Origin of the sequence: Brevibacillus sp. B_LB10_24 (assembly GCF_046036945.1) — a bacterium.
GTDB lineage: Bacteria > Bacillota > Bacilli > Brevibacillales > Brevibacillaceae > Brevibacillus_C.
Map to the genome: position 1 here is coordinate 1 of NZ_JBJQOQ010000020.1, position 26,699 is coordinate 26,699.

The 26,699-nt window shown below is 53.1% G+C and carries 24 protein-coding genes and 1 riboswitch; of the genes, 2 read left to right on the forward strand and 22 right to left on the reverse strand.

The window, feature by feature from the left end; translation table 11 throughout:
- Positions 1-113: 113 nt before the first annotated feature.
- Positions 114-452 carry an ArsR/SmtB family transcription factor gene (locus ACI7RC_RS17365; protein ID WP_408109475.1) on the reverse strand — a complete coding sequence of 113 codons (339 nt, stop codon included), beginning with the start codon at positions 450-452 and terminating at the stop codon, positions 114-116.
- Between the two features lie 176 nt (positions 453-628).
- Between ACI7RC_RS17365 and ACI7RC_RS17370 the strand changes: the two genes are divergently transcribed.
- The gene (locus ACI7RC_RS17370; protein WP_408109476.1) at positions 629-901 is read left to right on the forward strand and encodes a hypothetical protein; all 273 of its coding nucleotides are present in this window, start codon (positions 629-631) and stop codon (positions 899-901) included.
- A 30-nt stretch (positions 902-931) separates the two neighbouring features.
- On the opposite strand, the gene ACI7RC_RS17375 is transcribed toward ACI7RC_RS17370, so the two are convergent.
- The 18 genes from ACI7RC_RS17375 to rnjA form a co-directional block, all read right to left on the reverse strand.
- Positions 932-1,474 carry a GerMN domain-containing protein gene (locus ACI7RC_RS17375; protein ID WP_408109477.1) on the reverse strand — a complete coding sequence of 181 codons (543 nt, stop codon included), beginning with the start codon at positions 1,472-1,474 and terminating at the stop codon, positions 932-934.
- Positions 1,475-1,492: 18 nt separating this feature from the next.
- Positions 1,493-3,157 carry an N-acetylmuramoyl-L-alanine amidase gene (locus ACI7RC_RS17380; protein WP_408109478.1) on the reverse strand — a complete coding sequence of 555 codons (1,665 nt, stop codon included), beginning with the start codon at positions 3,155-3,157 and terminating at the stop codon, positions 1,493-1,495.
- 183 nt (positions 3,158-3,340) lie between these two features.
- Positions 3,341-3,907, reverse strand: coding sequence for a hypothetical protein (locus ACI7RC_RS17385; protein WP_408109479.1), 567 nt, complete (start codon positions 3,905-3,907; stop codon positions 3,341-3,343).
- 4 nt (positions 3,908-3,911) lie between these two features.
- Positions 3,912-4,172, reverse strand: coding sequence for a hypothetical protein (locus ACI7RC_RS17390; RefSeq protein ID WP_408109480.1), 261 nt, complete (start codon positions 4,170-4,172; stop codon positions 3,912-3,914).
- A 102-nt stretch (positions 4,173-4,274) separates the two neighbouring features.
- A complete protein-coding gene (locus ACI7RC_RS17395) occupies positions 4,275-5,873 on the reverse strand; it encodes a peptide ABC transporter substrate-binding protein (protein ID WP_408109481.1) in 1,599 nt (532 codons plus the stop codon).
- Positions 5,874-6,047: 174 nt separating this feature from the next.
- Positions 6,048-6,899 (reverse strand): MetQ/NlpA family ABC transporter substrate-binding protein, encoded by an 852-nt coding sequence (locus ACI7RC_RS17400; RefSeq protein WP_408109482.1) that lies wholly within the window; start codon positions 6,897-6,899, stop codon positions 6,048-6,050.
- 39 nt (positions 6,900-6,938) lie between these two features.
- Positions 6,939-7,613, reverse strand: a complete 675-nt coding sequence (locus ACI7RC_RS17405) for a methionine ABC transporter permease (RefSeq protein ID WP_408109483.1) — start codon at positions 7,611-7,613, stop codon at positions 6,939-6,941.
- 3 nt (positions 7,614-7,616) lie between these two features.
- Entirely contained in the window at positions 7,617-8,630 is a 1,014-nt protein-coding gene (locus tag ACI7RC_RS17410; RefSeq protein WP_408109484.1) for a methionine ABC transporter ATP-binding protein, read from the reverse strand.
- 72 nt (positions 8,631-8,702) lie between these two features.
- Positions 8,703-8,817, reverse strand: a riboswitch (SAM riboswitch).
- Between the two features lie 98 nt (positions 8,818-8,915).
- On the reverse strand, positions 8,916-9,821 hold the full coding sequence (locus ACI7RC_RS17415) for an LCP family protein (RefSeq protein WP_408109556.1): 906 nt from the start codon (positions 9,819-9,821) through the stop codon (positions 8,916-8,918).
- Positions 9,822-10,030: 209 nt separating this feature from the next.
- The gene (locus ACI7RC_RS17420) at positions 10,031-10,282 is read right to left on the reverse strand and encodes a hypothetical protein (protein ID WP_408109485.1); all 252 of its coding nucleotides are present in this window, start codon (positions 10,280-10,282) and stop codon (positions 10,031-10,033) included.
- 70 nt (positions 10,283-10,352) lie between these two features.
- On the reverse strand, positions 10,353-13,142 hold the full coding sequence (locus tag ACI7RC_RS17425; protein WP_408109486.1) for a calcium-translocating P-type ATPase, SERCA-type: 2,790 nt from the start codon (positions 13,140-13,142) through the stop codon (positions 10,353-10,355).
- Positions 13,143-13,258: 116 nt separating this feature from the next.
- On the reverse strand, positions 13,259-13,525 hold the full coding sequence (locus ACI7RC_RS17430; protein WP_408109487.1) for a hypothetical protein: 267 nt from the start codon (positions 13,523-13,525) through the stop codon (positions 13,259-13,261).
- A gap of 7 nt (positions 13,526-13,532) precedes the next feature.
- Entirely contained in the window at positions 13,533-14,939 is a 1,407-nt protein-coding gene (locus ACI7RC_RS17435) for a radical SAM protein (protein ID WP_408109488.1), read from the reverse strand.
- Complete coding sequence (locus ACI7RC_RS17440) at positions 14,932-15,693, reverse strand: prolipoprotein diacylglyceryl transferase (protein ID WP_408109489.1); 762 nt, start codon at positions 15,691-15,693, stop codon at positions 14,932-14,934. Before ACI7RC_RS17440 ends, ACI7RC_RS17435 begins: the two co-directional genes overlap by 8 nt.
- 122 nt (positions 15,694-15,815) lie before the next feature.
- On the reverse strand, positions 15,816-16,700 hold the full coding sequence (locus tag ACI7RC_RS17445) for an aldo/keto reductase (protein ID WP_408109490.1): 885 nt from the start codon (positions 16,698-16,700) through the stop codon (positions 15,816-15,818).
- Positions 16,701-16,768: 68 nt separating this feature from the next.
- Positions 16,769-19,360, reverse strand: a complete 2,592-nt coding sequence (locus tag ACI7RC_RS17450; RefSeq protein ID WP_408109491.1) for an Ig-like domain-containing protein — start codon at positions 19,358-19,360, stop codon at positions 16,769-16,771.
- A gap of 251 nt (positions 19,361-19,611) precedes the next feature.
- Positions 19,612-20,043 (reverse strand): BrxA/BrxB family bacilliredoxin, encoded by a 432-nt coding sequence (locus ACI7RC_RS17455; protein ID WP_408109492.1) that lies wholly within the window; start codon positions 20,041-20,043, stop codon positions 19,612-19,614.
- Positions 20,044-20,124: 81 nt separating this feature from the next.
- Positions 20,125-21,777, reverse strand: coding sequence for a ribonuclease J1 (rnjA, locus tag ACI7RC_RS17460; protein ID WP_408109493.1), 1,653 nt, complete (start codon positions 21,775-21,777; stop codon positions 20,125-20,127).
- A 240-nt stretch (positions 21,778-22,017) separates the two neighbouring features.
- Between rnjA and ACI7RC_RS17465 the strand changes: the two genes are divergently transcribed.
- Positions 22,018-24,042: a methyl-accepting chemotaxis protein gene (locus tag ACI7RC_RS17465; protein ID WP_408109494.1), complete on the forward strand. Its 2,025-nt coding sequence runs from the start codon at positions 22,018-22,020 to the stop codon at positions 24,040-24,042.
- A gap of 70 nt (positions 24,043-24,112) precedes the next feature.
- Here ACI7RC_RS17465 and pstB read toward each other — a convergent pair whose 3' ends face one another.
- From pstB to pstC, 3 genes are read right to left on the reverse strand one after another with little or no spacing between them, the layout of a single operon-like run.
- A complete protein-coding gene (gene pstB / locus ACI7RC_RS17470; RefSeq protein ID WP_408109495.1) occupies positions 24,113-24,880 on the reverse strand; it encodes a phosphate ABC transporter ATP-binding protein PstB in 768 nt (255 codons plus the stop codon).
- A 13-nt stretch (positions 24,881-24,893) separates the two neighbouring features.
- Positions 24,894-25,784 carry a phosphate ABC transporter permease PstA gene (pstA, locus tag ACI7RC_RS17475; protein ID WP_408109496.1) on the reverse strand — a complete coding sequence of 297 codons (891 nt, stop codon included), beginning with the start codon at positions 25,782-25,784 and terminating at the stop codon, positions 24,894-24,896.
- Positions 25,781-26,683: a phosphate ABC transporter permease subunit PstC gene (gene pstC / locus ACI7RC_RS17480; protein ID WP_408109557.1), complete on the reverse strand. Its 903-nt coding sequence runs from the start codon at positions 26,681-26,683 to the stop codon at positions 25,781-25,783. The genes pstA and pstC overlap by 4 nt, the downstream gene beginning before the upstream one ends.
- Positions 26,684-26,699: the final 16 nt, after the last annotated feature.

Here is a 26,699-nt window from a genome sequence, read left to right on the forward strand (position 1 = left end):
TACACGTTTTATATTCAACAAAAAAGCCTGTAGCTCCTGTTCCTTACGGAACTTTGTCTACAGGCTGAGGTGAAGCTAGCGCTTCACCTTTCTGCTTCTTTCTGCTTTTACCTTTAATACACTACACTGACATTATGGCGTTCCGCATTTGCCACTACGTGTTTCAAATCAGGAAGTTGCTCTAATATCAGTTCCATCATCGGTTGACACTCGTTGCTGACAGAATAAAATACCCAAGGCCCTTTTCGCGTTTCCTTCACTAATCCCTGCATTCTCAATTTTGCCAAATGTTGGGAAACAGATGGCTGAGAAGCTTGCAAAATCTCTACCAAGTCACGCACACAAAGCGATTTAGCATGCAATAGCGCCATAATCGTAAGTCGGGTCTTATCTCCAAGGAGTTTAAACAATTCTGCCATCAACAGTATTTGCATCATGTCCGTGGAATCCATATTCCTCCCCGCCTTTATTTCATATTTCTGCTACCCATTATTCTATACGAAAAACCTGGATCGGAACAAGGCCTTTCCAAGATACTCCGGCACTGCCTGTATATTACGCATCAGGCAAATGGATTTCCGGGTAACGGATGCCCCCTTGGGGAAAACTTTACGAAAGGAGTGATCGGATGCTGAAAATTGTCGTGGTAGAACCAGGTCAGACAGCGGTCGTACGGGAAGTGGAGCACGGAGTCGACTCGTTGAAAGAGATTGTTGGCGACTTCAAGTCAGAGAGGTTTGGCCATTATCATCTGCTCCGGAACCCGAGTCCCGGCGCTTCCGGCCCATTTGTCATCACCAAAATAGAAACCGACGGAGACGGCGAGGCTGGGGCATTCAGTTCCTTGACAAACGAGGATGTGAGAAACATTCGCAGGCAGCTTGAAGAGACAAGCGGCTAGCCGAAAAGCAGGCTAACCGCTTGTTTTTGCTTAGTCGCGTGTTATAGGGTCATCAATACTGACATGGCCCATCAGCGATTCCGCAGGTTTTCCATCCACCAGAATGCGGATTTTCTCCACCTCGGAAAACTGGAACAGCGTCTGTTTTAACGCGTCGATCGCAAATGCTTCTCCTCCAGAACCGAGATTGTACTGGTTGTCCCCTTTAGCGTCGATCGTCAGCACTCCGTCCTTAAAGGAAAGGGAATGGTAAGCGAAATTTTTCCAAAGCGGAAAATGGCCTTCTTCATCCGACTCCCCGAGCAATGCAATGGCGGCCTCGTACTTCTCCGTATCATCACTGTAATTGACCACTCGCTCTTCCGTCACCAGCTTGGTTAGATCGCTGTCCGAATAGTAGACGGTCAGCTTGGTAGAAGCGCCCTGTATCTCCTGTACCGGCGAATTAGGATTGCTTGGCTCCTGCTCCACCTGATTCGTCTCAGAAGGAGGAACAGCCTGTTTTCCCGATCCGCAAGCAGTCAGCAGAAGGGCTAGAGCAAACAGGAAAAAGAAACTGCTTAAGCGTCTCATAACAACCTCCAACTACTCCTATTTATTTTTTTCGTAATATTCTCGGATTGCCGCAGCCAGTGCCCGTGCCACTTGATCCTGAAACTTCGGATCCATTAACTTTGCGTTTTCCACGCTATTGGTCAAAAATCCGGTTTCGGTCAGTACTGCAGGCATTTTCGTATTTTTGATCACGTAGAATCCCGACGTCTGAACGCCGCGGTTAGGAAACTGGGTTGCCCCGATCAGGTGGCGGTGAACGATTTCAGCCAGCTGCTTGCTGTTGGCATTGTAGTAATACGTCTCCGTTCCCCTCGTTTGCGGCTGGAACGAGTTGGCGTGAATCGACAGGAAAACGTCGGCATCGTAGTCATTTGCAATCTGAACGCGCTCGCTCAGTTCCAAGAAGACGTCTGTTGAACGCGTAGCGACAACCTGAAACTCGGGATACTGTTTCAGCAGTTCCACGACCCGGTTCGCCACGGCGAGGTTGTAATCCTTCTCCTTATTTCCGGCTATGCCCAATGCACCCGAATCGTGTCCGCCGTGGCCGGCGTCGACGACGATGAGGAAGCCTGATTTTCCGAAGAGGGAGATGCCGAGTCCGTTATCATTCTGCTCAAGCTTGTAGGTGGCTTTCCGGTCCAGTTCGATGACTACCCTGACCGTGTAAGGGGCGTCGCTGTATTGGCTGTAGCGAATGCTTTTAATCAGAGGCGGCAGCGCCGGTTCGGCTGAAGTGCCAGCGGTCTGTTGAACCTCCTGTTCTGCCTCGTAGCCGGGATCATCTGTTGTTTCTGCAGAATCCGCTGCCGGCGCTGCATCGTCTTTTCCTGCCTGGTAGGCTACTCCCACCCCGTCTGCCTGCAATTCTTCCTCCAACTCGTCGGACAGGATAGCATTAGGCAAATCGATCACAATCCTGCGCGGATCCGTCAAGGTAAGGGTTTTGGGGGTGCCGGATTTAGCGATGTCGAGCCGCACTTTCTCGCCATCCACGGCAATCGCGTCGAGGCGGCTCAACCGTTCTACCTTTACCGAATTCCGCTCTTCATCCCAGTCTATTTTTGCTCCAAGCAGCCCTTGGACCTCGGATAGAGAGGCTGTGACGACAGAATCGATCGTCTTGCGGGACGAGAGTTTTTTTACATCCGGCACGATACCCAACTGTTGGGCTATCTTCTCTACCGGCAGATACAGTTGTCCGTCCCATTTGAATGACTTCATCGTATTCGTTACATTCAATCCGTTGATCTGCAGCGAAATCGGCTGATTGACCACAACGGTCTGCGATTCGTTGTCCCATCCAACGGTTGAACCGAGTGCTTCGCCGACAAATCGCAGCGGCAGCAGCATCCGGTCCTTATGTAAAAGTGGCGGGGCATCCAATTGTACGGTTTTTCCATTGACGGTTGCTTGCTTTTGGTTGAGCCTGAGAACCAACTGATTGTTTCCCTTGTTGACGGTAGCGGTAAAGCTCTCTTGGTCCCAGTCGACCTCTGCTCCCAAACCCTCGGCAATCACCCGGATCGGCACCAGCGTCCTGTCGTTTTGCATGATCGGCGGGACCTCGGGTTGTACCAGATTCCCTTCGATCATCAGGCGAATCTGATCCGCCCCTGAGTTGGCAGCCGCAGCGGTCACACCGGGGATGATGAACAACAAGCTGAGAAATACAAACAGCGGCGCAACATACTTCCTCATTCCTGTCCTCCCTTATTTCTTGATGATCTATACTCAACACGCATAAGCGGGATTACCAGTCGTCGGATTTTGTCAGTTACATAACATTAGACGCCGCTTGTCCAAAAAAGTTTTCTAGTAGTTTAGGACTAAAAATAACGAAAAAAGAAGACCTGCTGCGGTGAGCGGTCCTCTTATCAGGGTTCAGGCCCTTCTGCGCCGGCTTTCGGCGGGTTCTGGCAGCGCTTTGGTTTTCAGCAGTTTCAGCCCGCCATTGGCGATGAACTGCTGAATCATGTTCATCACCACCGGATTGGAGAGAAGCTTCATTGATTCTGCTACTTTCATTTTTTTCAGCTGTGGGACCGTCTCGACCAACTGCGGCAAAAGCGGCAGCAGGTCTTGAATCGGCAGAGCTGTTTTTGGCGGTTCCTCCACCGTTATCGGAGTCTTTTTTCTGCGCCCTAACGAGCCCCGCCCGCCAGACTGCACCGGTTTGAACCTGGAGACAATCTCTTTTACCTCTCCGAGCTCCTGACGCAGCGAGCTCATCTCCGCACTCAGCTGCTCCTGGCGGCTTGACTGAACCTCGTTCATCTGCTGCAGCGTATTCATAATCTCTTCATACGTGGGCTTCGGCCTGTTTGCCGCCATTTTTGGCTGCTTTGCCTTTGCTGCGGGCTGCTTTGCCTTTGCTGCAGGCGGTTTTACTTTTGCTGCAGGCGGTTTTACTTTTGCTGTGAGGGGTTTTGTCTGTGCCGTGGTGTTCACCCCCCTATTTGCGGAACCCTTTTTTAATCCGGTTCAAAACGCCCGACTGGATGCCGCGCTTGGTCAACTTATCCATCATGCTGTTGGCATCTTCCGTACGCGCCATTTTGCGAAACTGAGCGACGTAGTCATTCAGTTGCTGATCTGTAAATGTCTTGCCCGACTTTTGGCCGATTTCCCTGAGCAACTCCTTCAGACCGGCGTCCGTCCGCAGCTTTTCCTTGGGAACGGACTTTACGATCTTTAACAATTGATCGATGTCCAAATTCTCTCCTCCTTCAGCATCCCTCTCCATTACTCTATGTCAGCACATGTCAGCAGGATTGGTCATCTGTCCATAAGAGGAGCACCTATTTGTATGATCGCCCTAGTTCATTTTCGCCCATTTGTAGTCGACAAAGCCTAGTCCGTCGACAATCACGCCGCTCACCCGCTCGTTCATGACGTAGGTGTCGGTGTAAAAGTAAACGGGAGCCACCGGCATCTCCTCCATGAGGATTTGTTCCGCTTGGGCCAACAGATTCCTGCGCTTATCAGGGTCGCGTTCCACCACTGATTGGCTTAAGAGGGACTTATAGGCAGCATTTTCCCATTTTGAATAATTGGTCCCGGTACCCTTTTCCTTGAACAGCTCCAGGAAATTGACCGGATCGTTAAAGTCGCCGACCCAGCCTACCCGGCCAATTTGGTAGTTTCCTTGATGCAGGTCGCGAATAAACGTATTCCAGTCCTTTTCCTCCAATTTGACATCGACCCCCAGCACCTGTTTCCACTGCTCCTGTACCGCTTTCGCGATTTTGGCGTGAGTCTCCGACATGTTGTACATCAGCGTCACTGGCGGAAGCTGCGTAATTCCCGCCTCTTTCAAGCCTTCCGCGAGCAGTTTTCTGGCAGTCTCGGCGTCGTTGTCCCGGAAGTAGCCCTGCGGATGAAGCGCCATCGAGGACGGCACTACTCCTGTCGCCGGCCGGTTCCCAGGTGCCACTTCGGCGATGAGCTTCTGCCGATTGATGGCATGGACAAAAGCCTGGCGAATTTTTTTGTTGTCAAACGGAAAACGTTCTGTGTTAAAGGAATACCAGTACGTCCCCGCAATCGGTTTGGAGATCAGCTTGCCGGAGCTCCGCAGCCCGGGCAGCGCATCGAGCGGCAGGGAACTGAGCGGCGCTCCGGCCCAATCGAGCTCGTTTTTTTCGAACATGGACAGCTCTTTGCGTTCATTGCCCTCCATAGAAAACTGAATTCCGTCAAGCTTGACGGCATCTTTATCCCAGTAGTACGGATTTTTGCTCAAAACCAGCTTTTCCCCGTGCTTCCACGATTCGACCTTGAATGGACCGTTGCTGACAAAGGTGGCGGCATCCAAAGCCCACTGCGGGTTGGCTTCCACTACCTTGTGATTGACCGGATAGTAGGTGTAGAAAGCCGTCAACTCCAAAAAGTACGGAGCCGGGTGTTCCAGCGTCACCTGCAGCCGTTTGTCGTCCAGGGCCTTGACTCCCACCTCGTCCATGCCGATTTTGCCCTTGTTGGCCTTCTCTGCGTTTTTCAGATGGTAAAGCTGGTAGGCGTAACTGGCTCCAAACGGCGGGTTAAGAACGCGTTTCCAGGCGTACTCAAAGTCATAGGCGGTCACCGGATCCCCGTTGCTCCACCGCGAATCCCGCAAGGTAAACGTATACGTCAAGCGATCCGGCGATATATCAATCTTCTCCGCCATTGACGGGTGCGGCTTGCCGTCTGCTCCGATACGCGTCAGGCCGTCGAAGGCTGCCCGGGCGATGGAGCCCGATATGAGGTCCTCTGCCACTCCGGGGTCTATCGTAGCCGGTTCATTGTGGAGATTGAGCCTGAGTTCGTTTTGTGCCGCTACCTGTCGCTTGTTAAAAATGATATTCCCGCAACCAAGTACAACCACCATAGCGATTACGGTGGCAAGTACAATCCAAACAGCTTTCTTATTCATTATGAGAAAATCTCCTCTGTTTCCTTTCTGCTTTCACTATACTGCTTTTCATCCAAAAATCATATATTGTCGAATCAGGTTTCATACTCTTTTACATCTAGATAAAAGTGTATAAATGAAAAAACCCGTTTGCAACTGTCGCAAACGGGTTTCCTAGCGGTCAGCCGGGCCGTATTAAAACGCCGGTACAATCTCGCCTTTAAATTGCTCTTCGATATATTTCTTTACTTCTGGTGTATTCAACGCTTCTGCAAGCTTCTTGATGGCGTCAGAATCTTTGTTGTCAGGACGAGCCACCAGGTAGTTGGCATATGGAGAATCCTTGTCTTCCACTGCCAGTGCGTCTTTCGTCGGGCTCAAATTGGCTTCCAGGGCGTAGTTGGTGTTGATCAGGGCCAGATCTACTTCATCCAGGACGCGCGGCAGCATGGCTGCTTCTACTTCCTTAAACTTGACGTTTTTCTTGTTTTCCACGACGTCTTTGGCCGTTCCGGAAATGCCAACGCCTTCTTTCAATTTGATTACGCCGTTTTTCTCCAACAGAGCCAGTGCGCGTCCGTTGTTGGTCGGATCGTTGGGAAGAGCGATGGTTGCGCCTTCCGGCAGTTCGTCCAGGGACTTGTATTTTTTCGAATAGGCGCCAAACGGCTCGATGTGTACAGCTACGACCGGTTGAAGGTCCATGTTTTTGTCTTTATTGAACTGCTCCAGGTACGGGAGGTGTTGGAAGTAGTTCGCGTCCAACTGCTTTTCGTCCAACTGCACATTAGGCTGGACGTAATCCGTAAACTCTTTGATCTCCAGATTGATGCCTTCTTCCTTCAGCTTCGGCTGGATAAACTTCAGAATCTCCGCGTGCGGGGTCGGGGAAGCACCTACTTTCAGAGTTACCTCCTGTTGTTTTTCCCCTCCGGCATCGCCACCAGACGAGGCATTCGAGGCCGGTGCAGATTCGTTTTTGCTGCCGCAAGCGGACAGCGAGAGTGCCAGCGTTAAAGCAAGCGCGGATACGATCCATTTTTTCATGATTTCTTTTCCCCCTTAAGGATTTATATATTGTGACTCCTACTTTCGGCTGAAACGGATCACCAGTCGATCCCCCAGCATCTGCAGGATTTGAACCAACACCAATAAAATTACGACAGTGACAATCATGACGGTTGTTTGAAACCTCTGATAACCGAAGCGAATGGCCAAATCTCCCAGTCCGCCGCCGCCAATCACACCTGACATCGCCGTGTAGGAGACCAGCGTTACAGTTGTGATCGTGATTCCTGCGATCAGGCCGGGACGCGACTCCGGCAGCAGGACCCTCCGGATGATCTGCCAGTTGGACGCTCCCATGGATTGTGCCGCTTCGATCACTCCGCGGTCCACTTCGCGCAGCGAGGTCTCCACGAGCCGGGCGAAAAAGGGCGCGGCTCCGATGACCAACGGCGGTATGGTGCCTTTTACCCCCAGCGATGTGCCCACGATAAACTTGGTCACAGGAATCAGAAGGATCATCAAGATGATAAACGGAACAGAACGAAGGACGTTGACGATAAAGGATACAATGGCATAAAAAAACCGGTTTTGCAGCAGCTGCCCCTTCGAGCTGAGGAACAGCAGAATGCCCAGCGGCAGGCCGATTACGACAGTGAACAGTGTGGAGAAGCCGAGCATGGCCAAGGTGTCAATCGTCGCCTGGCTGATGTCTTCCCAGTCAATGTCTGCCAATAACTGCCAAAGCTGCTCCATTTTTTAGATCACCTCCACTTCAAGCCCGCGCCCTCGCAGCGATTCAATCGTCCGTCTGCCGCGTTCGGCGTCGCCTTCCAGCTCAACGACAAGCTGACCGTACGGGGTCTCTTTCATGCGGGATATCGTTCCCTGCAGGATGTTGAAGGAAGTCCCCGTCTCCTGCATCGTTTGGAATAAAATCGGCTGATAGGTCTGTTCACCCAAGAAGGTGATGCGAATGATCGTGCGGTCATTCGCCGACTTTTCGTGGGAAACTGCTTCTTTCAGCTCGACAGAATCGGCAACCTGCTCGACAAACTCTCTGGTTACGCGATGCTGCGGCTTCAGGAAGACATCGACCACCTTGCCGGACTCGACGATCTTCCCCCCGTCGATCACTCCTACCCGATCGCATATCGACCGGATGACGTGCATTTCGTGCGTAATCAGTACGACGGTAATCCCCAGTTTGCGGTTGATATCCAGCAAAAGCGCGAGAATCGAATTCGTCGTTTGCGGATCGAGCGCCGAAGTGGCTTCGTCGCAGAGCAGCACCTTGGGGTCGTTCGCCAGTGCCCTGGCAATTCCCACACGCTGTTTCTGCCCGCCGGACAATTGGGATGGGTATTTGTTCCGATGCTCCTGCAGTCCGACGAGGGCCAACAGATCAGTCACCTTCTGCTCGATTGCGGCCTTCGGTGTTTTTGCCAGCTTCAGCGGGAAAGCGATGTTGTCTGCCACGGTTGCGGATGACAGCAAATTGAAGTGTTGGAAAATCATTCCAATCTGCCGCCGCTGCTGCTGCAGTTTCCCGTCGTCCAGCGCAGTAAGCTCGACTCCATCTATCAGGACGCGGCCGGAAGTGGGCTTCTCCAACAGATTGATGCAGCGAATCAGTGTGCTTTTTCCGGCGCCGGAGTGTCCGATGACCCCGTATATCTCGCCTTTTTTTATGGAAAGATCAATACCGCGCAGCGCCGGCACCATTTTTCCGTCTACTCTATAATCCTTGTGAAGATTCTCTAAACGAATCAACCACATCACCTCCTGTCACGAAAAAAACCCCTTTTTCCAAAATGAAAAAGGGGTTGTATGCAAATCCGCCCCTTCTCATCTCTCAAGATTCGTCATCTTGTAGGAATTGGCACCGCGACACCCATCCGTTGAATGGGCCGGCTGCCGGGCTTCATAGGGCCTGTCCCTCCGCCTCTCTTGATAAGAAGAATTCCGTTATCATGTTAAGAATTCACGTTTAAATACAAAATGGATTATATTCGAAATGCCCGGAAAAAGTCAATGGAAATCTATTTTCCACTGACTCTACGAAGGATCAGCCGACTGATGCTGCAATTTCTCCCGAACGAAAGCCTGCACATCCGGGATCGACGGCAGCAGCACAGAACCGCCGCGGTTCACTTCCTGGAAAGCATTCGGCTGGGGCAGCTGATACCCTTCCGCTTCTGCTTTGTGTAAGGTGAGGCACAGGCCGGCCAGTTTGATCATATCCATGGACGTCAGGTTGGTCTGGACGTACGGACTCACCTTTTCCAAAATGTTAGGCAGCTGGATGACGGACATGCCGCTCTGCAATTGATCGGCAAGGGCAGTCAGCAGTTTGCGCTGTCTTTCCGTCCGGGTGTAGTCGGACGTCGCATCATGGCGGAACCGTGCATACTGGAGCGCCTTGTCCCCGTCCAGATGCTGCAGTCCCTTTTTCAGATTGATGTCGTACTTCCCTTTGTCTCCCGGATCCCGGTAGTACATGTTCTTCTCGACATCGATATCGACACCGCCGACGGCGTCGATCAAACTCTTAAACCCTTCAAAGTCGGTAATCACGTAGTAGTTGACGGGAATTCCCGTAAACTGGCTTACCGTCTCCATCGCCAGCGACGGCCCGCCATGTCCCAGCGCCGCATTGATCCGCGATTCTCCGTAGCCGGGTATGTCGACATACGTATCCCTCAGGATGGAAAAGATATCATACGTCTTGCCGACAGGATCGATGCTGACCAGCAGCATGCTGTCGGAGCGCGGCACTTCATTGCGGTCCCTCGCATCAACCCCCATCATCAGGATGTTGACGCGTTCTTTCCCGCCCCAGAGAGGAATTTGCTCTTTATTCGGCTTCTTGCCCGAATCCGGGTCTTTCACAATGTTGGGCTGTTGAATATCTTTTGCAAACGTGTAGAAGCTGTATCCGTAATAGCCCCCAATGGCTATCATCACCAAAAGCAGCACGGCAAATATGCGTTTTAGTTTTCGTCTCAAAAGTACCACCTGTCTTTTTTGGCGCTCACATCATGACCGCATCATATGTCGCAATTTGTCACTTTATCCACTTAGTATACTATATGAGTTTGAAATGACACACCCATAATTTTAGGAAAAAAAAGATACCTTTGAGGTATCCAAATGACTTTTATCCTGCTTCTTTACTTGAATAAGGAGCTCTTCAGCTTATCCTGCGCCGGCACCTTCAACAAATAAACGGTTTGCAATGCGTCTCCATTCAGCGTCTTGTAAATCCTCGTCTTGTATTCAATCCCGGCCTCGTCCAGATAAGCCTTCCAAGCCAGGAATACGAGTTTGTCTGTCGTGCGAAGCAGCGTCACCCACCATTTCTGCTCCAGATAGTACGCGATGATCGAGCAAGCTAGCGCAAGCGTGAATGCGAATAGTTCCATCGCATCCCCTCCTTTGTGCTAACCTATGCCGAATGCAGTGCCGCGTCCCCTTGTTTTCTCTTCGTTTCCGTCAACGGGCCATGCCTTGCCGCTTTGCCGTTGATGCGTCCGCGTAATTGGACCGCAGCGCACCCCCGATTCCGGCTACAAAGGTCGGCACCCCTGCCGCCACCAGCACCAATGCCCAATCGCGGAAAGAAAGCGGCATCGTCTTAAAGATCGGCTGGAACAGGTCAATGTAAATGACACACAGGACAAGCGCCAAGGAAGATATGACAGCCCAAACGAGGTACTTGTTTTCGAACGGATTGCGGTGGAAGACAGAATGCTCGCTGCGGCAGTCAAACACATGGATCAACTGCGCCATCACCAGGGTCGTAAACGCCACTGTCTGGGCGTGGGTGAGGTTGCTTGAATCCTCATTCAGCGTCAGCCAAAAGGCAACCAGTGTCATGACCCCGATCAAAAAGCCGCGGCTGATGATCTTCCAGCCCAATCGCCTGCCAAAGATATTTTCATGCCTGCTGCGGGGCTGGTGATACATCGTATCTCTTTCCGCCGGATCGATCCCCAGCGCCATGGCCGGCAATCCGTCTGTGACGAGGTTGACCCAGAGAATCTGGATCGGCACGAGCGGCAAGGGCATCCCCATCATCATCGCAAAGAACATGACGAGAATCTCACCGACGTTGGATGCCAAGAGGTAACGGATAAACTTGCGGATGTTGTCGTAGATGTTGCGGCCTTCCTCCACAGCGGCGACAATCGTGGTAAAGTTGTCATCGCGCAGGACCAGATCGGCCGCTTCCTTGGTCACATCCGTGCCGGTAATTCCCATGGCAATGCCGATATCGGCGCTCTTGATCGCCGGAGCGTCATTGACCCCGTCGCCGGTCATCGCCACTACGTGCCCGCGGCTTTGCAAAGCGCGGATGATTCGCAGTTTATGCTCGGGAGAAACGCGGGCGTAGACGGATATTTGGTCGGCACAGGCTGCCAGCTCTTCATCGCTCATCTCATTTAACTCGCGCCCCTCCAGTACGCCGGTCAGCCCGCGCAAAAGGCCGATACGCCGGGCAATCGCCTCTGCCGTAATCTTGTGGTCACCCGTGATCATGACGGTTTTGATCCCCGCTTGACGGCAGAGGGCAATCGCTGGCGCCACTTCATCACGCGGCGGGTCGATCATCCCGGTCATTCCGACGAAAATCAACCCGTTCTCAAGCGTCAAGTGCGGCTGTCCCTTCTGGTACTCCTTCAGCGGTTTATAAGCGAATCCCAAAACCCGCAGGGCCTGTCTGGCCATTTCTTCTGTCTTGTCCAAAACCGTGTTTCGCAAGCGGGTGGTCAGGGGAATCACTTCCCCCTTCCACAAAATGTGGGTGCAGCGATGGATGAGAGCTTCCGTAGCCCCTTTGGTCAACAGGTACAGCTGCCCTTCCGCACTGCGGTCAATCACAGACATCATTTTTCGCTCGGAGTCAAACGGCAGCTCATCGACACGCTCCAATCCAGAAAATGGATTCTGCTTTCCGGCAAGCTGATTTTTCCCCTTTGCCGCCAATACCAGCAGCGCCCCTTCGGTCGGATCGCCCAAGACCCTCCAATTACCGGCTGACTTGGTCGAAACCATACGCGTTTGTCCGCTCTCTTGCTCACTGACTAACTGTGCATTGTTGCAGCGCTCAGAGATTTGCAGCAGCCGGCAGAGGACACTGTCGCTGCCGATCTGTACTTCTTTCCCGTGAGCCTTTACTTGTCCCACCGGTTGATAACCGCTTCCCGTCACTTCAAACACCGTGTCGCTGTGCCACAGATGCGTTACCGTCATCTTGTTTTGAGTCAACGTGCCCGTCTTGTCGGAGCAGATGACAGAGGCACAGCCAAGCGTCTCGACGGAGGGAAGCTTGCGGACGATCGCATTTCGCCTGATCATCCGCTGCACTCCGAGTGCCAAAGCAATCGTCACAATCGCCGGCAGCCCTTCCGGAATGGCGGCAACGGCGAGACTGACCCCGGCGAGGAACATGGTCATAAGCTCCTGGCCATGCATGACCCCTGCTACGATGACGACGATGGTGATCGCGAGGGCGACGATGACAAGAATTTTCCCCAGCTGCTCCAAGCGCGTCTGCAGCGGCGTTTGCATTTCATCCGCCTCGTTGATCAAGTGGGCAATTTTCCCGATTTCCGTTGCCATCCCTGTCGTGGTGACGATCCCGCGTCCTGTGCCGCCGGTCACCATCGTGCCCATGAACCCCAAGTTTTTTTGATCCCCGAGGGGAATCGGTTTCCCGTTCGAAGTAATCGTTTTGTCTGTCTTGGCTACCGGGACTGACTCCCCGGTAAGGGCGGATTCCTCCACTTCCAACCGATTGGACTCGATCACCCGCAAGTCGGCCGGGACCCGATCACCCGCTTCCAACAGGACAAGATCGCCGGGCACGAGCTGGGACGCAGGAATCATGTCCAGCTTGCCGTCGCGAAGAACCCGGGCCATCGGGGAAGCCAATTCCTTCAATGCCTGCAGAGAACGCTCCGCCCTGGCTTCCTGGATAAAGCCGAGGATCCCATTGATAAAGATAATGGCAATGATCGTAATTGCGTCCAGATACTCTCCCAGAAAGAAAGAGATTATGGTGGCAATCAACAAAATGGCTACCATGAAATCTTTAAACTGATTGAAGAAGACGGCAAACAGCGGAACCTTCTTTCCCTCAGCCAATTGATTTTTGCCCGTATGATCCAGCCGCTTCATCGCCTCTTTTTGCGTCAAACCGCGTTTCGTATCCGTGCCGAGCAGGTGGGAAACTTCTTCGAGCGGGATCTGATACCAAGGTCTGGTCGATTTCGTTGACACGTCCATCTCCTCCATCGTTCATTCTCTTTTCCATGTTTATGCAGACAGGCTGTCGCCTATGAAAAAAAGAACAACCCTACCCGTAAAGGGCAGGGTAAGTGAGATGGGATGAGAATCTAGCGCCACATCATTCCTCCCATGACAAGGCCGTAACAGGTGGCGTTGATCAAAAAAGTGACGCCGGCGCCGATCAGCATGCCTGCCGCCATCTTCTTTTTTCCCTTGTACAGGGCGATGATGAGGGCCGGAATCAGGTAGATCAACTGTGATACCCCGATAAAAAAGAACGCCAATGGAAAGAGAAAGTTCAACAGATGCAAGGCCATCAAGATGAAGATGCCCAGCCAGATTTCCCAGCTGCTCTCGCGCTCGTTTTCTTCCATCGCTTGCTCACCTCACAGGTGCGAACTGCTGCTGCAGCTCTTGTAAACGCCGTTCCTTGTCATCGCGGTAAAAGAGGTTGTACGTGTCAAACGGAATGATCCGCCCGTCGGGATGGACGATGTGCACACACGATTTTTTCACCGACCGGATATCAAAGTTGTAAGCGTCGAGGAACTGCATGATGATGACGCGGAACACATTGTCGTAGCTGATCGCCGGCGGCACCTGGACGAGCGGCAGACAGCAGAGCAGTTGCTTGAGCGAGAGCGCCGAAGACTCCGGTGAGTGGTTGGTGGAAAACAGCGAAAAGACTTTTTCCCGCAGCGTCTCATCCTGTTCGTAGACGATCGTGTTTCGTCCGCCTTCCAGCAGCACCTGCGGGTCGATCAAGCCTGTCAGCGGAATTACCTGTTCGCCCATTTTCAAAGCGTACCCCATCGCCAGGCAATCGGGATGGCAGGGGACGGGAATGATGTCATCTGCGGAAAACACCTCTGACTGGTCAATGATCATCTGCCTTACTTCGGACAAGGTCAGGCGATCAGTGGCGGGATCGTACCGATCCAGCCTGCCCGCCGCCTGGATCGGCTGAAACGTCACGCCGCGAACCGCGCGCTGCTGCAGTCCGTATTGGATGATTTTGCCGATTTCCCCGTCGTTCAGCCCTTTTTTCAGGGTGACGACCAGCGTGGTCGAGATGTTGAATTCGTTCAAATGCTCGATCGCTTTACGCCGGATGTCCGCCAGGTTTGCTCCTCGGAGCTCTTTTAACACCTCGTCCTCAAAGCTGTCGAACTGCAGGTAGATTTCAAAGCCGGGCGAGTATTCGCTCAATCGGCGGGCAAACTCCCGATCCCCGGCGATGCGGATCCCGTTGGTATTCACCATAATGTGCTTGATCGGCCTGCGCTTGGCGGCGTCCAAAATGTCAAAAAACTGCGGATGGATCGTCGGCTCGCCTCCGCTGATTTGGACGATGTCCGGTTCCCCCTCATTGCGGACAACGGCATCCAGCATCGCTTCGATATGTTCCAGTGTACGGAACGTCTGCCGCTTTGGCGACGATTCAGCATAGCAGATCGGGCACTGCAGGTTGCAGGAATCCGTCACTTCCACCAGCGTCAAGCAGCTGTGCTGCTCATGATCGGGACAGAGGCCGCAGTCGTACGGGCAGCCGTATTTGATCGGCGTGTTGAAGCGGAGCGGCATTTCCGCCGGCTTAAGGAATTCGCGCGTTTTTTTATAGTACGCGATGTCGTTCGACAGCAGAACCTTCTCGGGTCCGTGCACGGGGCAGCGCTTCGTCAGATACACCTTGTCATCCTGCAAAATAACCTTCGCTTCCACCTTCACGTAACAGACGGAACAAATGCTGTTCGTCAGTTCATAAAAAATATATGGACGATTAGGCATTCCATTCTCTCCTTTGCGAAAACGTAAACAGCCGCAGCAATGACTTTCGGTAGTAGAGGATTCCAGCCAGGCAGGCGAGCTGAATCTGGGTCAAGCCCAGGTAGACGCCGGGATACGGTTTGATGAAGTCAACGAGGAAGCGAAACGCAAGATACCCAACCATGAACAGCTTAAACAGGTCCCCCTGTTCGTAAGCGAAGCGTTTGCGCATGTGAATGACCGCTGCCAACCCGATGAGGAAGGCAATCTCGTACAGCTGTGCGGGGTGGCGCGGTATCCCGTCTCCAAAGTCGACGCCCCAAGGGAGGCTGGTGGCAATCCCGTGCGTATTGTCTTCCAAACCGGTTAAAAAGCAGCCGATCCTCCCGATCGCCATGCCTGTGATCAGCGGATAGACAAAGCTGTCCCCGGTAGAGCGGCTGTGACCGACGAGTTTTTTGGCCAATTCCACTCCGATCAGCCCGCCCAGGAGCCCGCCGACGATCGTCTTGCCGCTCATCAGGTAGGCGATGCTGCCGAGATTGTCAAACAACTGGAGCGGGTCAGCCAGCCAAGCCAGGATTTTCGAACCGAGCGCTGCCCCGAGGATAGCCCCGGCGACCACCCATATCCCTTTGTCCAGCGGCAGAGCATCCTTGTCTTGTCTGCGCAGCCACAGGTAGAGCCGAAACCCGATGAAATAGGACAGCGTCTCAAACAACAGATGGGGGTGAACGCTAAAAAAGCCGAATGAAATCATGTAGGGAAATGTCATGCAGGCAAACCTCGCGTCTGATTTCGAAATTTTTACACCCTTTAATATTCGGCGCTTTCCTCCTATTTCCTGTATGCAAAAAGCGGAGGGTGATGTACCTCCGCTTTTTCGGTTCGATGAAGCTATCTGCCTTTGCCAAACGTTATCTCCGGGAGTTGGTACCACTCGCCCGACATCCATTCGCTCGCCTTCCAGCGAAGCACGTCGGCCCGGACATGCGGCATGATTTGCCCGAAAAAGTCGACCCGCTCGATGTCGTTCATGGGCACAAAGCGCTCGGCCGCTGCGATATCCGCTTCCAGTTCGTCCATGCTGCTGACCCCGAGGATCGCGGTCGCTACCGGCAGGCTCCACGTGTAGCGCAAAGCCTGCTCGTACCAGGGCGCCAGCTTGCCTACCGCCATGACTTTCATGCCGATCACCGCGACACCCTGCTCCACCGCCTGCGGCACGAACTCGTGGGCAAAGCTGTAGATAAAATGATCGAGAGCCGACAGCGCTACCAGTGCACTGTCAAACGGAAAGCGGCGAATCGCCTCCGCCAACAGCCGCGGATCGGTGTGCCCGCTGATGCTCAGCTTGCGCACCAGGCCTTGCTCGCGCGCTTCCAGCAAGGCCTCGAGTGCCCCTCCCTTGGCAAACACGCTCTCCAGTTCGTGCGGTCGCATGATATTGTGCAACCGCCATTCGTCTACATAATCAGTCTGCAGCCGCTTCAGGCTGCCCTCCAGATCCCGCAGGGCAGCGTCACGGGTGCGTTCCGCGGTCTTGGTGGCGATCCACACCTTGTCGCGCAGCCCTTGCAGGCCCAGCCCGACACGGGTTTCGGACTGCCCGTCGCTGTAGCTGGGGGCCGTATCGAAGTAGTTGACGCCGCGCTCTGCCGCGTGCCGAATAATTGCAATCGCCTGCTCCTCCGTACAATCATGCTCATCGACGATTCGCTGGGCGCCAAACCCCAGCAGCGACAACTGGTGCGGGTCCCGTCCAAATGATCTTGTTTGCAAGATGGTTCATCCCTTTCATGCTTTCATGCATTCTAGTTTGTATTGTAACAGAAAGGGGAGCAAAACCATTAGCGAACCGTTACCTTCACATTGGTTTTCTTGCCGGCATACGAAACCGTGACGTTCACTGTACCTTTTCCGGTCGCTTTTATCACGCCGTCTTTCACATCAGCGATCATGATGTTGGAGGATGTCCACAGCGCCGGTTTGGTCACGTCTGCTTCAGAACCGTCAACGTACGTCGCCACGGCTTTCACCTGCTTGGTTGAACCCTTGGACAGTTCGACTTGTACCACGTCCGTCTTCAAATACTTCAGGATATCGACTTCTACCGGGATCGATACCGATTTTCCTTCGTATCTGGCCGTAACCTTCGTTTTCCCATAGCCGGTAGCCGTCACAAGGCCGTCTTTTACCTCGGCGATCTTGTATGCGGCAGTCTTCCAGTCGGCATATGGGGTTACATCCTTTTTCGTCCCGTCAGACAGCGTGGCCGTCAAATTGATCTGTACTTTTTGTCCGGTCTTGGTGTTGATGAACACCTTGTCCGCCTCCAATTTTTGGATGACGCCCACTTCCACAGGGATCGAAACCGTTTTACCGCCGTACTTTGCCGTGATCGTCACTTTCCCGTTGGCGATCGGCGTTACCATTCCGTTGCTCACTTGGGCAATTTTCACATTGCTCGTCGACCATTCAGCATTATTGGTTACATTGCGGCTCGCTCCGCCGAGGTCTGTAGCCAAAAGCGAGATTTGCTTCGTCTCGCCAAGACTGATCACCATGAACACTGGATCGGCTTTCAGGGTTGAAGCCATGTCCACCTGAACCGTAATCTTCACCGTCTTGTTGTCGAAGGCAGCTGTAATCGTCGTTTCGCCCGAGCCGACCGCTGTAATCTTGCCGGCTTCGACAGTGGCCGCTTGCGGATTGGAGCTTGTCCAGGCGGCGTCCTCCGCTACATCCTTCGATTTGCCATCAGCGTACTTGGCAGTCAAGACAATCGTTTGCGAATCGCCCTTCTTCAGTACCAACTGATTTTTATCTGCAGTCAAACTCAGCAGAACTCCTACCGATACCTTGATCGTGGCAGTCCTCGTCCCGTACTTGGCCGTGATCGTCGTCGAACCTGTACCAACGCCCGTAATCAATCCGTTGCGCACTTCCGCTACAGATGCGGAAGCAGTCGACCACTCCGCCTTGTCGGTAATCACATCCTCTTTGCCGTCCGGGTATACCGCTGTCAACCCGATTTGCTCCGTGTCGCCTATCTGCAAGCCAACACTGCTGTTGTTTGGCACGATCTTGCTTGGGATGTCAACCGATACTTTTGCGGTAACCGTCTTGCCGGCGTACTTGGCCGTAATCGTGGCTTCGCCCGCTTTGTATGCGGTGATTTTTCCTTTTGATACATACGCGACCGCTTCGTTATCCGACGACCATTCCGCCTGTTTCGTTACCTCTTCTTTGGTGTTGTTGGCGTAAAACGCTGTTAGTTCCAAGTCACCGCCTTTGCCGGTTTGCAGGGAGACGAGGTCCTTATTTAGTTCCAATCTCCTCGGCACTTCCACATCTACGGTCATCGAGACGGTTTTATCCCCGTATTTTGCCGTTATGACAGCTTCTCCGACCGCATTGGCGCTAAGCTTCCCTTGATAAACGCTGACGATCTTTTCGTCACTTGTGGACCATTCTGCCCTGGTGGTGATATTCTCAAACGTCTCATCTGGGTAGGTAGCTGACAATCTGACATCTTTTGTCTCATTTTTCTTCATGAACAGCTCGTGCGGTTCCAGCTCCAGCCTGATCGCATGATCTACGTCTACCTTGATTGTCGCTGTCTTTGTTCCGTACTTGGCGGTAATAATCGCCTGACCGGGACCGTATGCAGTAATGGTTCCCTTCAGGGCGTCTGCTACCGTTTCCTTGTCCGTGGTCCACTCTGCTTTATCCGCTACATCCTCTACCGTTCCGTTCGGATAGGTAGCGTTTAGCTTAATCTTTAGCGGCTTTCCTTTTAAAAGCAGCGAAACTTGCGACATTTCCGGATCGAGCCGCTTCACGATCTCCACGCTGACTGGAATCGTCACCGTCTGATTGCCGAATCGGGCGGTCACATTGGCCTCTCCGGAGCTGTGTCCGGTGATCAAGCCATTGGTTACCGTGGCAACCGTACTGTTGTCACTGCTCCAATCCGCTTTTTTGGTGACCTTCTCATCTTTACCGTCCTGGTAGATGGCAGTCAGTTCAACCTGTTCGGATTTGCCCAAACGCAGATCGACGGTTTGCTTGTCCTTGGTCAACGCTTTTACCTTTTTGGTGACGTTTACGTTGACGATGACCGCTTGTCCCATATAGGATGCGGTGAGGACAGCCGTTCCCTCTGCCTTGGCCGATACGGAACCGGAATAGACCGTGGCCACATCGGGCGTTTCTGATTTCCAGTCCGTCTTGATGGTTACGTCTTCGGTTTTTCCGCTTACGTACACCGCAGTAGCCGTAATCGACTGGGTACCTCCCACTTCCATGGAAAGCTCGTTCTTATTGAGCACTAATCGACTGATTTCTTCTGCAAATACGTTCATATTCCCCAGACCGGTTGTTCCGAGCACGATGACAAGCAGTAGGGAAATGATTCTCGCCAGCCCTGTTACTTTCACTTTTCCAGCTCCTTTGCAAAAACTTCTACATTACTCTTTTCGGAGAAAACGGGGTTTTGTTGAAGGATAAACGGTCTTTTTTTAAAAAACACGTCCTTTTTAGGTTGGTGAACATTGTCCATGGAATCCGAAAAAAATGAGCTCGCTTCGTTCGTGGCACGCCAGCGGGGAAGCGGGAATAAAAAAAGCGAAGCGGATGTTTTCCGCTTCGCCTTTAAGCGTGTCTGTTAGATATTCCGTTTGCTTCAGACTTACTGGCAGTACTGATCGTACGCGTCGGTGAGCAGCTTGGAGATCGTGGCAAGATCGTTGTTTTCGATCTGATGGCGTTCGATCATGGTAACCAATTTGCCGTCTTTCATCAGGGCAAACGACGGGGAGGAAGGCGGATAGCCTTCGAAGTACTCGCGGGCTTTTGCTGTCGCTTCCTTGTCCTGTCCGGCAAATACGGTGTAAAGATGATCCGGCTTCACCGAGTGGCGGAGCGAATGAGCTACGGCCGGGCGGGCCAAGCCGGCGGCGCAGCCGCACACGGAGTTGACGACGACAAGTGCCGTTCCCTTCGCGCCGGGCAGCGTCTGTTCAACCTCTTCCGGGGTACGCAGCTCGGTAAATCCAACGTTGGTCAACTCGTCGCGCATCGGCTGGATGACTTGTTGCATATATGCCTCATATGACATCATAACGAACTCTCTCCTTTACATGACAGCTTTCTTACTTCTATTATACCCTTTCAAACCGGGAAGGGAAGTCGGCCGAGCACACTAGACTTCCATTAGGATCGTCAAGATCATCGGATTCCGTCCCGTTTTTTCGAACACAAACGGCTTTAACACCTGATTGATCTGCGCTTTTAGTTCAGACCACTCTTTGATCTTCTTGTTCAGCGTCTCGGCCAGCTTTTGCTTGACCAGGACGGTTGCCTCCTGGATCAGCGCCTCCGACCCGCGGACGTAGACAAAGCCGCGGCTGACGATATCCGGTCCGGTCAGAATCTTGAAGTTCTTCATGTCAATGCTGACCACGACGACCATCAAGCCGTCTTCGGCCAGGTGTTTGCGATCCCTCAGGACGATGTTCCCCACGTCGCCTATGCCGCTTCCGTCGATCAGGACGACGCCGGCAGGCACTTTTCCCGTTATTTCAGCCCTTTCCCTTGAACAGCTCAACACCTCGCCGTTGTCCATCACAAAGATGTTTTCCTCCGGGATCCCTACCTGCGTCGCCAATTTGGCGTGCGTCTTCAGCATCCGGTACTCCCCGTGGATCGGCATGAAGTAGCGCGGCCGAACCAGGTTGAGCATCAGCTTCAGCTCCTCGCTGCTGCCGTGGCCGGAAGTGTGGATGTCAAATACCGAACCGTACACCACGTTGGCACCGGCGCGGAACAACTTGTCGATCGTCCGGCTTACATTGATCGTATTCCCGGGAATCGGCGAGGCGGAGATGATCACCGTGTCCTCCGGATAGATTTGGACGGTACGGTGGGAGCCGGAAGCAATGCGCGTCAATGCGGCCATCGGTTCGCCCTGGCTGCCCGTACAAATGATCAGGACCTGATTGTCGGCGTAATTGTCGATCGTCTTGATATCGATCAGCATGCCCTCTGGCACCTGTATGTATCCCAGTTCCTGGCCGATTAGGAAGACCTTTTCCATGCTGCGTCCGATCACGGCAATTTTGCGGTTTTCCGCCATCGCGGCCTCCACCACTTGCTGCAGCCGATGGACGTTGGAAGCAAAGGTAGCGAGGATAATACGCCCTTTTGCCTTTGCGATGACATCCATAATCCCTTCGCCTACCGTACGTTCGGACATGGTGTGGCCGGGCCGCTCGCTGTTGGTGCTGTCGGACAGCATCACGAGCACGTTTCCGTCGCCAATTTTAGCGATTTTGGCAAAATCGGTGGACGGCCCGACTGGCGTCATATCCACCTTAAAGTCCCCGGTGTGCACCACGGTTCCCTCCGGTGTATCGATCGCGATGCCAAAACAGTCAGGAATACTGTGATTGGTCCGGAAAAACGAAACCTGCAGCTGGTCAAAGGAAATGACCCGATCGCCGTCGATGTCGATCAACTCTACATCGTTTTGCATGTGGTGTTCCTCGAGCTTTGACTTTACCAAGCCCAAAGTAAGCCGGCCGCCATAAATCGGCATCTTGACCTGCTTCAACACATAGGGAATCGCACCAATGTGGTCTTCGTGCCCATGAGTTAAAAACATCCCCTTGATCTTATGTTGATTTTCTATCAAATGCGCAATGTCGGGAATAACCAGGTCGACACCGAACATCTCGTCTTCGGGAAATTTTACACCGCAGTCGATGACGATAATCTCGTCCTCGTATTCTACGCAATACATGTTTTTACCGATTTCAGCAAGACCGCCCAAGGCGTAAATCTTTACATCGCTCAATCAGATTCCTCCTAAACCAGCATCAAATACATATAGCCGTCCAATCGCTACCAGTCTATTGTATCACAGTTGAATGCTTTATTTTCTATAGTCTTGACAAATTAAACGGGAAACCTAACCCGCTCGGCCGAACGAATGTAAAGCTTGTTAAATTGTTGTTAAATTTGCCCATTATGGCTCGACCATCCTTCAAGCGGTTTTTACAATGAGGGTGTACCGATATGGCAGGAGGAGTCGAATATGAGGAACAAAGCGGCAAAATGGATCAACTGGCGTTTTGTATCGGTGAACCAGAGCACTATTTTACGAAAATTACTCATCGGCATCTCCTTTCTGTTCCTTGCGACGATGACAGCTACAGGCATTATCATCAATGTGCAGGCCAATTCCCTGCTGACCGACCAAGCGACTGAACTGCTCCGCCTGACTACCCAGTCAACCCGGCAAGCGATCGACGAAAAGGTGGGCAATATCGTCTCGACACTGCAGACTTTTGCCGCCGTCAGCAAAGCTTCCGAGCTGAAAGGCAGCCAGACCTTCGACATCTTCACGGAGATCACCTCCAATGAGCCGACCATCAGCGGTCTGCAGCTGGCGACGCCGGACGGACGGCACTTGTCCTATCCCGGTTCTCCTACGGACAGCTCCTATGATCCGCGGCAGACTGACTGGTATCAGGGCGCTTTAAAAGCCAAGGGACCGTATATCTCGGATGTCTTTCAGTATTCAGAAACTGAGTTTCCCAAAATCGCCATCTCACTGCCGCTGCTTAACGAAGCGGGCAGCGCAGACGGCGTCGTGGTGGCGTTCGCCACTGTTTATCAATTGAGTGGTCTGGTGGAAACGATCAGGCTCGGAGAGAGCGGATACGCCTTTCTCGTGGACCACCAGGGCAATTTGCTTGCCCACCCGGACAAGCGTTTGGCGCTGACCCGCCCCTCGATGCGGGAAAATCCCGTCGTCCAGCAGGTGATCGGCGAAAACTCGGGAATTGGGTCATTTGCCGGGGAGAACGCCCGATACGTGTCTGCCTATCTGTACGATCCCGAGCTTCGGTGGGGAATTGTCGTCGCACAGACGGAATCGGAGATCAGGCATAATGCGGCCAAAATCAGGAATATCATCTTCGGCATCACAATTATTAGCCTGGTTGCCATGATCTTCGCCTTGTACTTTTACGTCCGCCGCATCGTCCAGCCGATCAAGGAAGTTCAGGCCAAGATGACAAGGTTTGGCGAAGGCGATCTGACGCAAACTATCCAACTGTCGACAAATGACGAAACTCAGCTCCTCGGCAGCTGCTTCAATCTCATGACCGGGACGCTTCGGCAAATCATTTTGAAAATATCACAGGTCACCTCCGGAGTAAAAGAGATTGCCGGGCGAGTGTCGTCTGGCTCAGAACACTCGAAAGTTCTGCAGGCGGACGTAGCGAAACAGATGGAAGCTCTGGCCGTCGAGATGGAGGAAGGAAACAGGCAGGTACAGCAAATGCTGGCAGCTGTTGACCAGATTGCTGCCGAGTTGGAGACGATACACGCGGAGATGGACGTGGCTTCTCTACGCAGCGACGAGGTTCGCCAGCAGGCCAGCGAGGCCGCACAAACGGTCGACGCCCTGCAGTCTGACGCCGGGCACATTACCGACGACATGAAGTCCTCTCGCCGGGCTTTTGCCGAGCTTCAAGAGAGTGTCGAAGATATCTTGAAAATCCTGGTATGGATTCGCGATATCTCCAAAAGAACCAAGCTGCTCTCGCTTAATGCGCGGATCGAAGCCTCTCGGGCCGGCCAAGCAGGACTCGGCTTTGGGGTGGTAGCGGATGAAATCCACCAGCTGTCGGTGCAGACAGAAACCGCCACCCGGGATATCAGTGAGTTGTTGCAGCGCTCCTGGGGCAAACTGGAAATGGTCTCAGCCCATTTGGCGAAGACGGATGGGACGGCCCAAAGCAGCATGAATACCCTGGGCGCAACGGCAGGCATATTCCGTGGCATCACAGAGCAGATCGCCAGTGTGAATGAACATTTTTCCGCTGTTCATCACTCGGCTGCGGCCATTAAAAAACGAAGCCAGGCCCTCCAAACCGGCATTCGCCAGCTCTCCGCTTCCGTCCATCACGTCGTGGCCGGCATGCAGCATGCAGTCGCAGGTTCGCAAGAGAGCGCCGGTATCTCCGAAGAGTTTTTCACCCAATCGGAAGAACTGATTCGCTTAGTAGATGGACTGGGACGGGAAGTAGGCTACTTTCGCACCCATCCCTAAAAAAATCCCCCCAAGGTACCCGCTTACAGGGTGCTCCTTGGGGGGAGTCTTATTATGCCTATCTTTCTCCTTATCCGAAGCGGCCGTTGATATAATCCTCGGTTTGCTGGCACTCGGGCTGTGAAAAAATCTTCTCCGTCCGGTCCATCTCCACCAGCTCACCCATCAGGAAAAAGGCCGTGTTGTCGGAGATGCGGGCGGCCTGCTGCATGTTGTGCGTGACGATCACGACTGTATACTCCGCCTTCAACTCCACAATCAACTCTTCGATCTTCTTGGTAGAGATTGGGTCGAGCGCGGACGCCGGCTCATCCAGCAGCAAGACAGACGGGCGGAGTGCAATCGCACGGGCGATGCAGAGCCTTTGCTGCTGGCCCCCGGACAGAGAGAGCGCTGATGTATGCAGCCTGTCTTTTACCTCGTCCCATAACGCTGCCTTGCGCAGGCTCTCCTCGACGATCTCGTCAAGCTTCTTCTTCTCCCGGATTCCGTGCAGGCGCGGCGCGAAGGCGATATTGTCATAAATCGATTTTTGAAACGGATTGGGCCGCTGAAACACCATGCCTACAGACTTGCGCAGCCCTTCTATATTAATTTTCTCGTCCGTGATGTCAATGTCCTCAATCGTGATTTTTCCCGTCACCCGGCAGGCGGGGATCAGGTCATTCATCCGGTTGAGACTGCGCAAAAAGGTAGATTTTCCGCACCCGGACGGACCGATAAAGGCTGTGACGGCATTCCGTTCGATTTCCATCTCAATATTCGACACCGCTTGGCGGTCTCCGTAGTATACCGACAACTGCTTCGTTCTGATAATCACATCGTCTGCCTGTTTCATTTTTGCTTCCTCCTTACGCTTCTCCGGATGTCGTGCGTCGGAATATCCATCTGCTAAACCATCTGGCACATATGTTAAACACCAGTACCGTTAGCACGAGTATTGCCGCAGATCCATCTGCTACCGCCCGGGCATCGGGAATCATTCCCTCGCTGTTCACCTTCCAGATATGAACAGCCAGTGTCTCCGCAGGCCGGAATGGATTGAGCGGTGAAGTAGCGCTGCTGACGTCAAAATTGGTAAACACCAGATCAGGTGACGACATGCCCGCTGTAAAGAGCAAAGCCGCCGCCTCGCCAAAAACGCGCCCCGAAGCTAATATTGCTCCCGTGACTATTCCGGGAACCGCTGCAGGCAGAATAACCGATACAATCGTCCGCCATTTGGTCACTCCCAAAGCGAGACTGGCTTCTTTCTGATCTTGAGGTACCGAGCGAATCGCGTCCTCGGTCACGCGGACCAGAAGCGGCAGATTAAATACTGTCAGTGCCAGTGCACCGGATAGTAACGAATAGCCCAAACCGGTCATTTGCACAAACACAACCAAGCCGAACAAACCGACCACAATCGAGGGAAGGGACGACAGAACCTCCATACTCAGACGAATAAACCGGGTAAACCGGTTGTCAGGCGCATACTCCGACATATAAATGCCCGCCCCCAGACCCAATGGCAGAGCGATCAACATGGTTAGCACCAAGAGGTAAAGAGAGTTAAACAACTGCGGTCCGACGCCTCCGCCCGCTTTGACGATCTGGGGCGGCGAACTGATAAAGTCCCAATTCAGCTTGTGCCATCCCTTCGATAGGATGAACCCGACCAATCCGAGAAGCAGACCGATAATCAGCACCGCAAACAGAGTCAACACAACCGTAGCGAGACGATCCAGTGCTCTTGCCCTCATTTCACCAACTTCTTTCTGCCCAGGATGCGAATCACCAGGATAAAGAAAAACGACATGCCCAAAAGCAGCAGCGCCATCGACCACAGGGCATTGTGGTAAGGTGTTCCCGGTATCGTGTTACCCATGTTAAGCGTAATTCCACTGGTGAGCGTACTGATCGGTCCAAGCAGGCTGGCCGGTAAATTTGACGTGTTTCCAATCACCATCTGAACAGCCAAGGCTTCTCCAAAAGCACGCGCCATACCTAGTACCACGGCCGTCAGACACCCTGGCAGCGCGCTCTGCAAAACAATGTGCCAGATCGTTTGCCAACGGGTGGCCCCCAGCGCCAGTGACGCGCTCCGAACATCCTGCGGAACAGCCGCAATCGCATCTGTAGCGACACTTGTCACAGTAGGCAAGATCATCACGGCTAAAACAATGCCGCCTGCAAGCAGGCTAAATCCCAGCGTGTCAAACTGGGCGCGGAGCAGAGGAACCAGCAGGGTCAAACCGATGTAGCCGTAGACCACGGACGGAATCCCCACAAGCAGTTCAATGACGGGCTTTAGCACTTTTTTGCCGAAAGACGGAGCGATTTCTGTCATGTAAATGGCAGTTCCGATACCGAGCGGAGCGGCGATGCAAGCTGCTAACGCCGTTACCGCGAACGATCCCATGAGAAATGGCAGGACGCCAAAGCTCGCTGGTTTCCCTTCCGGATCCCAAAGCCGGCCCAGCAAAAAGTCAGTGACACTGACCTTGTTGACAAAGAAAGTAGCTAACCCCTTTGAAGCAATGAAGTAGGTAATCGACAAAGTCATGACAATCAATAAAGCAGCGCAAATCCGCGTAATCAATTTGCCAGAGGCATTTTCGATCCGTTGTTTTCGATTGTGTGTCAAAAGTCTTTGCCGCATATCTGATTGGGAAGCC

Excerpts from the sequence above, each read along its gene's own strand:
- ACI7RC_RS17365 (WP_408109475.1), bottom strand. The coding sequence starts at position 452 with ATGGATTCCACGGACATGATGCAAATACTGTTGATGGCAGAATTGTTT.
- ACI7RC_RS17370 (WP_408109476.1), top strand. The coding sequence starts at position 629 with ATGCTGAAAATTGTCGTGGTAGAACCAGGTCAGACAGCGGTCGTACGG.
- ACI7RC_RS17375 (WP_408109477.1), bottom strand. The coding sequence starts at position 1,474 with ATGAGACGCTTAAGCAGTTTCTTTTTCCTGTTTGCTCTAGCCCTTCTG.
- ACI7RC_RS17380 (WP_408109478.1), bottom strand. The coding sequence starts at position 3,157 with ATGAGGAAGTATGTTGCGCCGCTGTTTGTATTTCTCAGCTTGTTGTTC.
- ACI7RC_RS17395 (WP_408109481.1), bottom strand. The coding sequence starts at position 5,873 with ATGAATAAGAAAGCTGTTTGGATTGTACTTGCCACCGTAATCGCTATG.
- ACI7RC_RS17400 (WP_408109482.1), bottom strand. The coding sequence starts at position 6,899 with ATGAAAAAATGGATCGTATCCGCGCTTGCTTTAACGCTGGCACTCTCG.
- ACI7RC_RS17405 (WP_408109483.1), bottom strand. The coding sequence starts at position 7,613 with ATGGAGCAGCTTTGGCAGTTATTGGCAGACATTGACTGGGAAGACATC.
- ACI7RC_RS17415 (WP_408109556.1), bottom strand. The coding sequence starts at position 9,821 with ATGATAGCCATTGGGGGCTATTACGGATACAGCTTCTACACGTTTGCA.
- ACI7RC_RS17420 (WP_408109485.1), bottom strand. The coding sequence starts at position 10,282 with ATGGAACTATTCGCATTCACGCTTGCGCTAGCTTGCTCGATCATCGCG.
- ACI7RC_RS17430 (WP_408109487.1), bottom strand. The coding sequence starts at position 13,525 with ATGGAAGAAAACGAGCGCGAGAGCAGCTGGGAAATCTGGCTGGGCATC.
- ACI7RC_RS17435 (WP_408109488.1), bottom strand. The coding sequence starts at position 14,939 with ATGCCTAATCGTCCATATATTTTTTATGAACTGACGAACAGCATTTGT.
- ACI7RC_RS17440 (WP_408109489.1), bottom strand. The coding sequence starts at position 15,693 with ATGACATTTCCCTACATGATTTCATTCGGCTTTTTTAGCGTTCACCCC.
- ACI7RC_RS17455 (WP_408109492.1), bottom strand. The coding sequence starts at position 20,043 with ATGATGTCATATGAGGCATATATGCAACAAGTCATCCAGCCGATGCGC.
- ACI7RC_RS17465 (WP_408109494.1), top strand. The coding sequence starts at position 22,018 with ATGAGGAACAAAGCGGCAAAATGGATCAACTGGCGTTTTGTATCGGTG.
- pstB (WP_408109495.1), bottom strand. The coding sequence starts at position 24,880 with ATGAAACAGGCAGACGATGTGATTATCAGAACGAAGCAGTTGTCGGTA.
- pstA (WP_408109496.1), bottom strand. The coding sequence starts at position 25,784 with ATGAGGGCAAGAGCACTGGATCGTCTCGCTACGGTTGTGTTGACTCTG.
- pstC (WP_408109557.1), bottom strand. The coding sequence starts at position 26,683 with ATGCGGCAAAGACTTTTGACACACAATCGAAAACAACGGATCGAAAAT.